The 13,129-nt window shown below is 65.1% G+C and carries 9 protein-coding genes; 6 read left to right on the plus strand and 3 right to left on the minus strand.

Features of this window, described 5'->3' with window-relative positions; translation table 11 throughout:
* Positions 1-120: 120 nt before the first annotated feature.
* Positions 121-3,048, minus strand: a complete 2,928-nt coding sequence (locus ACVWY1_RS18120; RefSeq protein ID WP_457378594.1) for a TonB-dependent receptor domain-containing protein — start codon at positions 3,046-3,048, stop codon at positions 121-123.
* A gap of 170 nt (positions 3,049-3,218) precedes the next feature.
* Between ACVWY1_RS18120 and ACVWY1_RS18125 the strand changes: the two genes are divergently transcribed.
* From ACVWY1_RS18125 to ACVWY1_RS18150, 6 genes are all read left to right on the plus strand, one after another.
* Positions 3,219-3,758, plus strand: a complete 540-nt coding sequence (locus ACVWY1_RS18125; protein ID WP_198754411.1) for a sigma-70 family RNA polymerase sigma factor — start codon at positions 3,219-3,221, stop codon at positions 3,756-3,758.
* Positions 3,751-4,680, plus strand: a complete 930-nt coding sequence (locus ACVWY1_RS18130) for a FecR family protein (protein ID WP_457378595.1) — start codon at positions 3,751-3,753, stop codon at positions 4,678-4,680. The genes ACVWY1_RS18125 and ACVWY1_RS18130 overlap by 8 nt, the downstream gene beginning before the upstream one ends.
* A gap of 100 nt (positions 4,681-4,780) precedes the next feature.
* Entirely contained in the window at positions 4,781-5,497 is a 717-nt protein-coding gene (locus tag ACVWY1_RS18135; RefSeq protein ID WP_232967974.1) for a response regulator transcription factor, read from the plus strand.
* On the plus strand, positions 5,497-6,834 hold the full coding sequence (locus ACVWY1_RS18140) for a HAMP domain-containing sensor histidine kinase (protein ID WP_102683808.1): 1,338 nt from the start codon (positions 5,497-5,499) through the stop codon (positions 6,832-6,834). The genes ACVWY1_RS18135 and ACVWY1_RS18140 overlap by 1 nt, the downstream gene beginning before the upstream one ends.
* Before the next feature lie 83 nt (positions 6,835-6,917).
* Positions 6,918-9,146 carry a TonB-dependent siderophore receptor gene (locus ACVWY1_RS18145; RefSeq protein ID WP_457378596.1) on the plus strand — a complete coding sequence of 743 codons (2,229 nt, stop codon included), beginning with the start codon at positions 6,918-6,920 and terminating at the stop codon, positions 9,144-9,146.
* Between the two features lie 67 nt (positions 9,147-9,213).
* Positions 9,214-10,089 (plus strand): alpha/beta hydrolase, encoded by an 876-nt coding sequence (locus tag ACVWY1_RS18150; protein WP_277502614.1) that lies wholly within the window; start codon positions 9,214-9,216, stop codon positions 10,087-10,089.
* Between the two features lie 47 nt (positions 10,090-10,136).
* Here the strand turns inward: ACVWY1_RS18150 and ACVWY1_RS18155 are convergent, their stop codons facing one another.
* Both ACVWY1_RS18155 and ACVWY1_RS18160 read right to left on the minus strand, forming a co-directional pair.
* A complete protein-coding gene (locus tag ACVWY1_RS18155; protein ID WP_457378597.1) occupies positions 10,137-11,591 on the minus strand; it encodes a hypothetical protein in 1,455 nt (484 codons plus the stop codon).
* Positions 11,592-11,920: 329 nt separating this feature from the next.
* A complete protein-coding gene (locus ACVWY1_RS18160; RefSeq protein WP_277502610.1) occupies positions 11,921-13,126 on the minus strand; it encodes an RtcB family protein in 1,206 nt (401 codons plus the stop codon).
* Between the last annotated feature and the right edge of the window lie 3 nt (positions 13,127-13,129).

Raw genomic sequence — 13,129 nt, forward strand, 5'->3', positions numbered from 1 at the left:
TTCAGGCCATGTTGCCAACCGTTTAAGGCGGTTGCGGCTTATCAAAAATGAGCCAAGACCGTCCCCGAGAAGCCGGCCACAAGCCGGCTTTTTAATGCCTGTCGACAAGCAAGGCACCCCTCAGAATCGCGCCACCATCCCCACCCGCCAGGTCCGTCCAGGTGCTGGCATGAAGCTCTGCGCCAGCGGATCCAGGTAGTAGCGGTCCGTCAGGTTCTGCACCGACACGTTCAGCTCGGTGTGCTCCAGCACCTTGTACTTGAGGAACAGGTCGAACAGCGCCACCGAGCGGTAGTCGATCTGCGGCGTGGTCGCGCCGGTCTGCCAGGGCTTGTCCATCTGCGCGGTAGGCCCCGAGGTATAGGTCATGCGCCCGCCCACGGTCAGCGCCTCATCGAAGAAGCGCAAGCCGGTCAGCAGGTTGGCCGAGAAGCGTGGCGGGTTCTGCGTGTTGGTGTAAGAGCCCATGTAGCTGCCCGGCGTGCAGTCCGGGGTGTCGTGGGTGCGCTGGTACTGATTGGCGCTGGCGCGCAGCTTGCCGGCAAAGGCTGCGTCGCAGGTCTCGGTCATCAGGTAGTAGGTGGCCGACAGGTCGGCAAACACCCGCCCGGCATCGTAGTGCGACTGCAACTCCAGGCCGCGGGTGTGGAAACTGTCGGTATTGCTGAAGGTCATCTGCCCCCACAGCCCCGGGCTTGGGTCGTAGTAGCGGGTGATGTAGTGCTTGATGTCGTTGTCGAAGTACGCCAGCTTGGCCGATGCCTCATCCCCGGCGGTCAGCAGGCTGCTGCGCAAGGCACTGACCCCCACCTCCCAGCTGCGCGAGCGCTCAGGCTTGAGGTGCTTGCCCGGGGTGACCTGCTGGGTGCCCTGGCTGGTCTCGAACAGCGAAGGCAGGCGCAGGCCTTGGGTATAGGAGGCATACACGAAGGTGTCGGGGAGGAACTCGACGTTGATGCCGAAAGCCGGCGAGAAGCCTCCGCCGCTGCTCTTGCCCTGCGGGGTGTAGTTGTAGCCGGTGGTCACATTGCTGACGCTTTCCGGGTGGACGACCACATTGGTCGCGCCGGACTCGTTGAACGGCACGCCATTGAACGGCTCGTTGCTGTTCTCGAAGACGATGCCATTGTTCAGGCGCGGGTCAGTGGCGTCGGTGTACTGGCCGTTCTGGTCAGGGAACCACATCATGCTGCCCCAGTGCCCCGGGCTGCTGGCGGTAATCCAGCGCATTTCGCGCTCCTCGCGCCGTGCCTCGGCGAGCACGGTGTTGTCCTTGGTGCGGTAGTGGGCATAGCGGCCGCCACCCCACAGCGTCACCGCCTCGATGGGCTTGTACTCCAGGTTGCCGTTGAAGCTGAACTCCTGGCGCGACGCATCGCGCAACATGCGGTTGGCGTTGATGTCGTGCTGGGTGGCCACGACGTTCTTCTGCGGCTGCAGGTCTTCGAGCTGGAACGCACCGCCCAGGTCGAGCTTGAAATCGCCATGGTCGGTGCTGAACCGCGACACGTTGCTCAGGTCGCCACCGATGCGACGGTTGTCCTGGCGCGACCAGGCGCGGTCGGTGCGGAACAGCTGCGACTTGGGCGCCATCCAGGCCGCGCTCAAGGTGCTGGTCTTCGAGTCGGTCATCCACAGGTTGCTGGTGAGGTCCACCCACGAATTGCCCTCGGGCAGGTAGTGATAACGGGCGGTGTAGGTGTCGATCTCGATTTCGCTGGTGGGGTACTGGTAGATGCCGGCGGTGCCATAACGGAAGATGTCCGACGGCATGATCTCGCCCATGTGCCCGTCGAAGCGCCGGTAGCCGAGGTCCAGGGTGTGGTCGTCGGCCAGCCGCCAGGTGGTCTTGAGCAGGTAGGAGTCGGTCTCGGCCGACGAGTTGAGCACTTCCTCGCCGGCATTGTAGGTGTTGGCGACACTGGCCTGCTCCTCGCCCCAGCGATCATAGAGGCGGTAGCGGTCCTGGCCCTTCTTGCCGGAGAAGTAGTTGCCCTGGTTGCGGTGCGCATAGGCCGCCACCAGGTCGAAGCGCTCGTGGGAATAGGCGAAGGCGGCGCTGCCGGATTCGGCCTTGGAGCCGAATAGGCTACCGCGCTCATCACGCGGCGCCGCACTCAGGTCCTCGTCCAGGGAGTTGCGGTTGCGGTGTTCAGGCTCCACGCCGTTGTTCCACAGGTTGCCGGTCAGGCGAACGCCGACATCCTTGCCATCGACCAGGATGTCATCGACGCCGATGGTCTTCATCTCCACCGAACCGCCAATCGCCCCCGAGCGGGTGCTGGGGCCCTTGTTCACGGTGACGCTGCTGATCAGGTCGGGGTCGATGTAGCTGCGCTGCTGGGTGCCGCCGTAGCCCCGGTAGACATCCACCGCCTGCTCCGAGCCATCGACCCTGACCGCGACCCGGCTCTGCCCCTGGATGCCGCGAATATTGACGTCCAGCGCGCCGCCGTTGCGGCTGTCGCCTACCTGCACGCCGGCCACGCCCTTGAGCATGTCGCCCACCGACACGGTGCTGAAGCGGTCGAGGTCTTCACGCGACAGGTGCACCGTCGAGCGCGGCGCGCGGTAGGTATCACGCTGCGGGTCGACCATTTCACTGGAGGCGACCACGGTAGGTGTCAGCTCGGTTGCCGTCGCCGATGCCTGGGCCTGAGGGATGAGGATGTACGCCCCCCGTGAGTTGGGCAGCAGCTGCAGGCCGGTATTGGCCAGCAGGCGCCGGGCGCCCTCCTGCACGGTGTAGCGCCCCTTGAGCGCTGGCGCGGCGCGGCCGCGGGTCAGGTCGGGGTCGTAAGACAGCAACAGCCCCGATTGCTTGGCGAACACGCCCAGCGAGGTGCCCAGCGGCCCCTGGGCGATATCGTAGTCGCGGCGCGTGGCGTCGTCGGGCCGGCTGTTCTCGGTTGCCGCCGGGGCGGCCTGGGCCAGGCTTGCGCCAGAGCCCAGCAAACAGCCGAGCACCGCGCACCGTACGGCGAAGCTGATCGGGGACAAGCGTTGCAATGGGCGCGAAACAGGGGGAAGCCGATAGCTGGCGGGCATGCTTTTCTCGCTCGTGAGGTCAGTGCCCGGCACTCGATGCGGGCTTGCACCCCTTCTGTCGCACGACAGCGAAAAAGGTATATGCGTGCGATTCGCATTTTCACTTGATCTTGTGATTTAGCCAAATCTAGTGATAATTGTTTGCATTTACACCCTTGGCCCCGCTGCCCATGACCCTCTTCAAGAACCCGCCACGGCACATCGAGCACTGCGCCGTGACCACGCTGTATGTCGAACACCACGCCTGGTTGCGCGGCTGGCTGGCGTATCGCTTGCGCTCCTGGGGGCGTGGCGTGGCCGATGACTTGGCCCAGGACATTTTCGTGCGCGTGCTGGCCAGCCGCGACACCACACAGCCTGATACCCTGCGCCAGCCACGTGCCTACCTGGCCCGTATCGCCAATTGCGTGCTGGTCAGCTGGCGTCGGCGGCATTCCCTTGAGCAGGCCTGGCTCGAGGCCCTGGCGTTGGTGCCCGAGGTCGAACATCCGTCGCCCGAGCAGCAGAGCGTGATTCTCGAGACCCTGCACGAGATCGATGCCGTGCTCGACAGCCTGCGGCCACGGGTCAGGCAAGCCTTCCTGATGGCAACGCTGGACGGCATGAAGCAGAAAGACATCGCCCAGGCACTGAACATCGCCTTGCCGACAGTGAAGAAGTACATCCACGAAGGCTACGTCGCCTGCCTGAGCCAGATGCCCGATGAGTGAACAGCCCCCCATCGCCCAGGCCATTCTCGCCCAGGCCGCCGCCTGGCTGCTGTTGATGCAGGAAGGACCACTGACGCCGGCGCAACGGCTCGAACTGGAGCACTGGCGATACCGCGACGCCGAGCACGAACGCGCCTGGAACCGGGCGCAGCGCCTGCTCTCCCGCCTCGGCACCTTGCCTCCCACCCTGGCCCGACAGACGCTGGTGCGCCCGGACAGCAGCCGGCGCACCGTACTGCGCACTCTGCTGGTGTTGCTGGGCGCGGCCCCCCTGGGTTGGTGGGCATGGCGGCGCAGCGAGGGTGGCATCGACTACCTCACCGCCCGGGGCGAGCGCCGGGATGTGCTGCTGGCCGACGGCACCCAGGTTTCTCTCAACAGCGACAGCGAGCTGAGTGTGCGCTTCACGGCCGAGCAGCGCCTGCTGCACCTGCGCCGGGGCGAGATATACATCGTCACCGCAGCGGACCCGTCGCGGCCTTTGCGGGTGCGCACCGGGCAAGGCGTCATGCAGGCGTTGGGCACCCGCTTCAGTGTGCGCCAGTTCCCCCAGGAGACCCTGCTCGCGGTCTACGAAGGCGCCGTACAGGTCCAGCCCGAAGCCGCCGGCGGTGTCATCGTCCAGGCAGGCTCGCAGCTGCGCTTCAGCCGTGATCGATTCGATCCACTGCAGGATGCACGCGACGCTCAGCTGGCCTGGCGCAATGGCCTGCTGGTAATCGACGAGATGCCATTGCTGCAATGGACCCAGGAGCTGATGCGCTACAGCGACCAGCGCCTGGTCTGCGACCCGGCGTTGGCCGAGTTGCGGGTATCGGGCAGTTTCCCGATCGATGACCTGCCCCTGGCCCTGGCCATGTTGGCGCAGAGCCATAAGCTGCGTATCCGCAGCGAGGCCGGGGGGACATTCATCAGCCGCTGACATTACACAGCCGCTCCCGCATGTGCCGTGTAACGCGACGAAATGCCAGCACCTGGCCATTGCCCCGGCACCGCCGTCAATGGGATGATTCGTATTTGCAATGCATTCTCATCAAGGCAATCCCGTGTCCCCCAAGCTCCTCCTCGCCGAAGACGATCCCCGCCTGCGCCAGGACCTGGAACACCACTTCCTGCGCCGTGGCTTCAGTGTTCAGGCCTGCGAGAACGGCACCCAGGCCTTGAATGCGATACACCAGACACACTTCGACCTGCTGCTGCTGGACATCATGCTCCCGGGTGTCGACGGCCTCAGCCTGCTCGACGAACTGCGCCGGCACCAGGCCGTGCCGGTGATGCTGATGTCGGCCCTGGGTGCCGAGCAGGACCGCATCAGCGGTTTCACCCGTGGCGCCGACGACTACCTGCCCAAACCCTTCAGCCTGGCCGAGCTCGATGCCCGGGTCGACGCCCTGCTGCGCCGGGTGGCGCTGGACCGGCGCCCGCCCGCTCCGCGCAATGCCTGCGCACTGGACTTCGACACGGCCAACCATGATGTCGCGCACCATGGCCAGAACGCCGGCCTGACCGGTTCCGAGTACCGCCTGCTGATGACCTTGCAGGCCCACCCCGGCGAGGCGCTGAGCAAGGCTTTCCTATATCAAAGCGTCCTGCACCGGGCCTACACCCGCCTCGACCGCGGCCTGGATGTGCATGTCTGCAACCTACGCCGCAAACTCGCCGCCATCGGTGCGGGGCACCTGGAGATCCAGGCCGTGCGTGGCCAGGGCTATATCCTGGTCGACCCGGGTAGCGCCTGATGCGCCGACATCCGCTGCTGTGGAAACTGGCGCTGCTGCAGGTATGTTTCTGCCTGCTGCTGACCTGGCTGATCTGGACCTGGGGCCTGTCGGTAGAACGCAGTACCTACTTCCTCGCCCCCGCCGACCGGATGTACCTGGCCGGCTTCGCCGAACAGGCCGAGCAGGCCTGGCGCACGGACGGCGCCGTCGGCGTTGAGCGCCTGCGCCGCGAACTGGAAGTCCGGGAAGACACCTGGGTCGCCATCATCGGCCCGCACCTGCAGAGCCTCGGTACCACGTCGCTGAGCGCCGAAGAGGCCAGCCGCCTGACCTTCATGCGCAAGCTCGACTGGCCCATGAGCCGGCGCCTGCAGGACGAGTTGCCCTATGTGAGCATCGAGTTCCCCAGCCGCCCCCAGGAGGGTCGCCTGGTCATTCAGCTCCCCGAGCACCTGCTGCCGACCGGGTTGACCCCCTGGACCCACGTGATCACCCACGGCGTGGCCCCTGCCCTGCTCGCCTTGTTGCTGGGCCTGGCGTTGTACCGCCACCTGGTCGTGCCCCTCAACCGCCTGCGCGACCGCGCCGATGCATTGCGCGCCGACGATTTGGACGGCCCCCGCCTGCCCTTGCAGGAACGCCGCGACGAGCTGGGCGAACTGGCCCAGGCCTTCGAGCACATGGCCGTGCGCCTGCGCAGGAGCCTCGACCAGCAACGCTTGCTGTTGCGCACGCTGTCCCACGAACTGCGCACGCCACTGGCGCGCCTGCGCATCGCCCATGACAGCGGCCTGCCCCCGGAGCAGTTGCGCCAGCGCCTGGACCGGGAAGTGGACGACATGCAGAAACTGCTGGAGGACACCCTCGACCTGGCGTGGCTGGACACCGAGCAGCCGCAACTGGCGACCGAGCCGGTGCTGGTGCTCTCGGTGTGGGAAGCGCTGGTGCAGGACAGCTGCTTCGAGAGCGGCTGGGCGATGGCGCGACTGCCCTGCTCGCTCGGCCTCGACTGCGTGGTGCAGGCCCACTTGGACAGCCTGGCCCAGGCCTTGGAAAACCTGCTGCGCAACGCCATCCGTCATTCGCCCGCCGGTGGCCAGGTCAGCCTGGAGGGCTGGCGCGAGGGCACGCACTGGCACCTGTGCCTGCGCGACCACGGGCCTGGGGTGCCGGAGGCGGAGCTCGAACCGATCTTCCAGGCCTATCGCCGCCTGCCCGGCAGCGGCGCCGGTTTCGGCCTGGGCCTGGCCATCGCCCGGCGCGCCATCGAGCTGCAGGGCGGACGGCTCTGGGCGAGCAATGGCTACCCTGGGTTGTGCCTGCACCTGCTGCTGCCCGCGGCCGAAAGTGTTTAGAAAGTTAATGCGCTTTACTCTCAAATAAGAGCCATTACCATCTGTGATCTCTTGAAATCAGCCCGCCGCGCCGGAGATCACACATGTCGCCCCGCCCGCTTTGCCTATCACCCTTCCTGCTGCTGTCCAGCTGCCTGCTGAGCAGCGCCGTGCACGCCGCCAACCAGCCCGCACCGATCGAGCTGGAAAGCCAGAACGTGGTGGCCACCGCGCTGGAAGAGACCAAGCAGGCGCCCGGTGTTTCGATCATCACCGCCGAAGACATCAAGAAGCGCCCGCCGGCCAACGACCTGTCGCAGATCATCCGCACCATGCCGGGGGTCAACCTGACCGGCAACTCCACCAGCGGTCAACGCGGCAACAACCGTCAGATCGACATTCGTGGCATGGGGCCGGAGAACACCCTGATCCTGGTCGATGGCAAGCCGGTCAGCAGCCGCAGCTCAGTACGCTACGGCTGGCGTGGCGAACGCGACTCGCGCGGCGACACCAACTGGGTGCCGGCCGACCAGGTCGAGCGCATCGAAGTGATCCGCGGCCCGGCGGCGGCACGCTATGGTTCCGGGGCCATGGGTGGGGTGATCAATATCATCACCAAGCAAGCGGCGGGCGAGCCCCACGGCAACATGACCGTGTACCAGAACTTCCCGCAGCACGGTGACGAAGGCGCCACCAAGCGCGTGAGCTTCGGCCTCAACGGCCCACTCACCGACACCCTCAGCTATCGGGTGTACGGCAACGTGGCCAAGACCGACGCGGACGACTGGGACATCAACGCCGGCCACGAGTCCGCACGCTCCGGCTCCCAGGCCGGTACCCTGCCCGCTGGCCGAGAAGGTGTGCGCAACAAGGACCTCAACGGCCTGCTGAGCTGGCGCCTGACCCCGGAACAGACCCTGGAACTCGAAGCCGGCTTCAGCCGCCAGGGCAACCTGTACGCAGGCGATACCCAGAACACCAACTCCAATGCCAACGTCAAAAGCATGCTGGGCAAGGAGACCAACATACTCTACCGCGAGAGCTTCGCCATCACCCACCGGGGCGACTGGGATTTCGGCAGCAGCATGGCCTTCCTGCAATACGAGAAGACCCGCAACCAGCGCATCAACGAAGGCCTGGCCGGCGGCACCGAAGGCATCTTCAGTAACACCGACTTCTACACCTCGACCCTGCGCGACCTGACCGCCCATGGCGAGCTCAACCTGCCGCTGCATGCCTGGCGCGACCAGACCCTGACCCTGGGTAGCGAGTGGAGCCAGCAGAAGCTCGACGACCCCAGCGCCAACACCCAGAGCACCAGCGAAGGCGGCAGCGTGCTCGGCCTGACCAGCAGCGGCCGCAGTACCAGCAGCCAGGCGCAGATCTTCTCGCTGTTCGCCGAGGACAACATCGAACTGCTGCCCGGCACCATGCTCACTCCGGCGCTGCGCTTCGATCACCACAGCATCGTCGGTGACAACTGGAGCCCGTCGCTCAACCTGTCCCACGCGCTGAGCGACACCCTGACGCTGAAGGCCGGCATCGCCCGCGCCTACAAGGCGCCGAACCTGTATCAGCTCAACCCCGACTACCTGCTCTACAGCCGTGGCCAGGGCTGCTACGGGCAGAGCACCAGCTGCTACCTGCAGGGCAACGCGCACCTGGAGGCCGAGACCAGCGTCAACAAGGAACTGGGCATCGAGTTCCAGGACAACGGCTGGGTCGCCGGCCTGACGTACTTTCGCAACGACTACAAGAACAAGATCGACTCGGGCCTGAGCGGCATCGGCCAGGCAGCCGGTGGCACCGGCGCCAACGCCAACGCCACCCTCTACCAGTGGGAGAACATCCCCAAGGCGCTGGTCGAGGGCCTCGAGGGCACCCTGACCATCCCGCTGAGCGAACAGCTGAAGTGGAGCAACAACTTCACCTACATGCTGCAATCGAAGAACAAGACCACTGGCGAGACCCTGTCGGTGACCCCGGCCTACACCCTCAATTCGATGCTCGACTGGCAAGCCTCCGACGACCTGTCGCTGCAGCTGAGTGTGGCCTGGTATGGCAAGCAGACGCCGAAGAAGTACGACTACCAGGGCAAGCGCGTGACCGGCAGCGCCAATGACCAGGTGGCGCCTTACGCCTTGGTCGGCGCCAGCGGCACCTACGCCCTGACAAAGAACCTGAGCCTGACTGCCGGCATCGACAACCTGTTCGACAAACGCCTGTACCGCGCCGGCAACGCCCAGGCGGTCAACGGCATCGAAGGCGCAGGCGCGGCGACCTACAACGAACCGGGCCGCACCCTCTACACCAGCCTGACCGCCTCCTTCTGAACCTGTGCCGCCGCGACGCCATCGACGCAGCGGCGGCCTGCCCTGGACGCTACAAGGAGTACGCCCGATGAAGATTCTTCCGCTCGTACTGGCACTGGCGATGACCGCGCCCGCCTATGCGCGCCCCCAACCTGAGCAAAAAATGGACCGCACCCTGCTGCAGCGCCAGGACCTGGCCTATCGCTTCAGCCACCTTGACCTGGACTCGGCGGACGGCCGGCGCCACTACCGCCTGTGGGTGGGAAAACCGCTGCACCCTGCACCTGCCAGCGGTTACCCGGTGCTGTGGATGCTCGATGGCAATGCCGCCATTGGTACCCTCGAACCGCAACAACTGGAGCAGTTGGCGAGCGGGCAGGCCCCCCTGCTGGTTGCCATCGGTTATCAGACCGACCAACGCATCGAGCGCAGTGCCCGCACCTACGACTACACCCCCACGGTGCCAGGCCGGGTTGACCAGCATGACCCACTGACCGGCCAGCCCAGCGGTGGTATCGACGGGTTTCTCGACTTGCTCGAGCGACGCATGCGCCCGATGGTCGCCACGGTCGCGCCCATCGATCCACAACGGCAAACCCTCTGGGGCCATTCCTATGGCGGGCTTGCTGTACTGCATACGCTGTTCACCCGCCCAGGGATGTTCAGCAGCTACGCGGCTGCCAGCCCATCGTTGTGGTGGAATGACGGTGCCATCGTCGCAGAGGCGCAAGGGCTGCACGTGAGCGACAGTCGCCCGAACCTGCTGCTGATGCGAGGCACCGACGAGCCTGGCGAGCCACACGGCTCACCGGGCGACGAGAGTGGCAAAGCGCTGCATGACCTCGCCGGCGCACTGGCGCAGGTGCCAGGGCTGCAGGTTCGCTACGAACGCTTCCCGGGGTTGGGGCACGGCCCGATGCTGGCAGCCTCGCTGCGTAGGGTGGTGGAAGGGATGTACAGGTAAGGGCCGCCCGCAGGCGCCGGCCAATCATCGGGCCAGCGCCTCACCCATCAGGCCTGGCGAACAGGCTCGGGCGCTGGCCGGACCGGCGTCTCGATGAGGCTTCTCCACTGCTCGATGATGGTTTCCGGCACACCCAACGACTTGCGCAGCGCCTCGACCCGCTCCACCGGGTAATTCGCGAAACGCTCGTTCATGAAGTCGAGGTTGGGGTTCTTGCCACTCTTGTCACCATCACAGACACGGTACAGCGTCACCTTGGTTTTCCAGGTGCACGGCAGCAGCACACTACGCTCGAGTTCATCGTCAAGCCACCCATAGCGGTGGCAGCTGGTACCCCCGGTATCACCCGGCGCGCACATGTTGCGCACATCATGGCTGATCTTCGCTTCACGGTCCTTGATGATCCGCGGCCACAGCTCGGCGGCGAACTCGGCGTACATCTTCGCGGCCCTGGCAACCGTGCCGGTCTTGGGCTGGCCATAACTGGACTGCAGCGGGCTGCGAAGCGTGCCATCGCGTCCCAGGCCGTTCGGATCGACAAAAGCCATCTCCTGGAACAACGCCAGTTGCACACCGGCGGCAATCAGGAACACGCCGAAACCGAGCTTGGCGTACTTCTCGTTCATCAGCGTGCCCAGCATCCCGCCCGGGCCGGAGAGGTAAGTGGTCTCGTACTTCTGCAACAGCGCGAACAGTTGCTTGCGATCCTCCAGCAGCGTGAGGTCGAGTGATTCCTTGGCCGGCAGGTATTCGGTCTCCAGATGCTGCTGGATGCTCTTGATCGAGCCGTCGATGCTGTCGATCAGGCTCTGCTGCAATTCACCACCGACAATCCGTTTGAGCTCAACATAGACCTGGTCGAAGTAGCTCGGCACACCTGGCGGAAAGGCCTGCTCGAACAGTGCCTTGCCAATTGCACCACCGACAGCGGAGGCCAGGGACGTGGCCAGCTTGCCACCCAGCTCACCGAATGCCGCTGCAACGACATCCGTCGAGCTCAGCTCCAGATCCGCTGCTGGCGAGCTCACCGGGCCAACTGCCTCGATGAACAGCAACTGGCCATCCTGCCCCACCACCACATCCTTGAACAGGTACACCAATTGCCCATAGTTGGTAGTGCGCAACAGTGCCACCGAACGGACATGACAGCCGTTGTATGGTTTGCCGAGAAACGCAAAGCTCTCCTCCAGCAAGGTTTCGCCTTCCAGCAATGGCGTTTGGCGCTCCACAGCCTGGCGGATGCAGGCAGTGCGCGCGGCATGCTGCCTGAGCACCGAATCGCGCAACGTCGGCAAGGTATCGGCCGAGGTGAGCGGGATAGCGGCCATCAGCCTGGTCATCTGCTGCAGACGCTCTTCATCCACGCCCTGCTCGCCATACTCTGCGAGGTAACGCAGCAGGTGTTGACGGGCATAGTCCGGTGGCGCCTCGGCCTGCACTTTGGCAATGCCGAAGAGGAAACTCACGTTGGTGACCTGATCGAGCTCTTTCGCTGCCTGCATGACGACTCCTGTGTCACTTCAATCAACCGGGTGGGTGCGGAAAATCGTGAACTGCTGGGGTTCGAGTGGCACGGTCGGGCCCTGAACGGCTGACCGGAAAGCAAATAGATATCAAAGAGCCACTACCAATACCGGAATCCGTTTGAGTCGGCAATACGCCTGTGACACTCGGTCGAGCACCCGAATAGCTGGATTCAGGGCAGCCCATGCGGGTACCCAACCCCGTGGCACACGGTCGCTGCTACAGCGATGCAGTGCGCAGTTCCTGCGACGCGCTGCGTTGGACGATGCCGCGCAGGTACCCATCCAGCTGGCCGCTGTCGCCCGCTTCAACCTTTCACGCACACTACCTGACGCAGGGTGTGCACCACTTCGACCAACTCCCGCTGGGCCTGCATCACCGCATCGATGTCCTTGTAGGCCATCGGGATCTCGTCGATCACATCCTTGTCCTTGCGGCACTCCACATGGGCGGTGGCGCGCTGCTGGTCCTCGACGGTGAAGCGGCTCTTGGCCTTCGTGCGGCTCATCACCCGGCCCGCGCCATGGCTGCACGAGCAGAACGATTCCTCGTTACCCAAGCCGCGAACGATGAAGCTCTTGGCGCCCATCGAGCCCGGGATGATGCCCAGCTGGCCCTTCTGTGCCGACACCGCCCCCTTGCGGGTCACCAATACCTCGCGGCCGAAATGCTGCTCTTTCTGCACGTAGTTGTGGTGGCAGTTGACTGCTTCGAGGCTGGCCTCGAACGGCCTTCCCAGTACCTTGCGGGTGGCGGCGACCACCGCCAGCATCATCAGCTCGCGATTATGCCGGGCGAAATCCTGCGCCCATTCCACCGCCTCGACGTAGTCGGCGAAGTGGCGGCTGCCTTCCTCGAAGTACGCCAGGTCACGGTCCGGCAGGTTGACCATGTGCTGGCGCATGTCGGCCTGGGCCAGTTCGATGAACAGGTTGCCGATGGCATTACCCACACCGCGCGACCCGCTGTGCAGCATGAACCAGACGCGGTCGGCCTCGTCCAGGCAGACCTCGATGAAATGGTTGCCGCTCCCCAGCGTTCCCAGGTGCTGGCGGTTGTTGGTCTTCTCCAGCCGCGGGTACTTCTCGGTGATGGCCTTGAAGCGCCCAGCGAGTCCGCTCCACATCTGGTCGGCCTGCTCCGGCACGTTGTCCCAGGCGCCCTGATCGCGACGGCCGAAGGTCTTGCCATGGGGCACGGCCTTCTCGATGGCTGTACGCAGGCCATGCAAGTTGTCCGGCAGGTCGCGGGCGTGCAGCGAGGTGCGCGCGGCGATCATGCCGCAACCGATGTCCACGCCCACCGCCGCGGGGATGATCGCGCCCACAGTGGGGATCACGCTGCCGATGGTCGAGCCCTTGCCCAGGTGCACGTCCGGCATCACCGCCAGATGCTTGAAGATGAACGGCATCTTCGCCGTGTTCATCAGTTGCCTGCGGGCGTCGTCCTCGACCGGTACACCGTCGGTCCACAGTTTGATCGGCTTGCCGCCCGCCACTTCGAGTATGTTCATTAC

Source organism: Pseudomonas sp. TE6288 (genome assembly GCF_054062095.1).

Bases quoted from the DNA above. Each gene is read 5' to 3' on its own strand.
- ACVWY1_RS18120 (WP_457378594.1), bottom strand. From the start codon at position 3,048: ATGCCCGCCAGCTATCGGCTTCCCCCTGTTTCGCGCCCATTGCAACGC.
- ACVWY1_RS18125 (WP_198754411.1), top strand. From the start codon at position 3,219: ATGACCCTCTTCAAGAACCCGCCACGGCACATCGAGCACTGCGCCGTG.
- ACVWY1_RS18130 (WP_457378595.1), top strand. From the start codon at position 3,751: ATGAGTGAACAGCCCCCCATCGCCCAGGCCATTCTCGCCCAGGCCGCC.
- ACVWY1_RS18135 (WP_232967974.1), top strand. From the start codon at position 4,781: ATGCATTCTCATCAAGGCAATCCCGTGTCCCCCAAGCTCCTCCTCGCC.
- ACVWY1_RS18140 (WP_102683808.1), top strand. From the start codon at position 5,497: ATGCGCCGACATCCGCTGCTGTGGAAACTGGCGCTGCTGCAGGTATGT.
- ACVWY1_RS18145 (WP_457378596.1), top strand. From the start codon at position 6,918: ATGTCGCCCCGCCCGCTTTGCCTATCACCCTTCCTGCTGCTGTCCAGC.
- ACVWY1_RS18150 (WP_277502614.1), top strand. From the start codon at position 9,214: ATGAAGATTCTTCCGCTCGTACTGGCACTGGCGATGACCGCGCCCGCC.
- ACVWY1_RS18155 (WP_457378597.1), bottom strand. From the start codon at position 11,591: ATGCAGGCAGCGAAAGAGCTCGATCAGGTCACCAACGTGAGTTTCCTC.
- ACVWY1_RS18160 (WP_277502610.1), bottom strand. From the start codon at position 13,126: ATGAACATACTCGAAGTGGCGGGCGGCAAGCCGATCAAACTGTGGACC.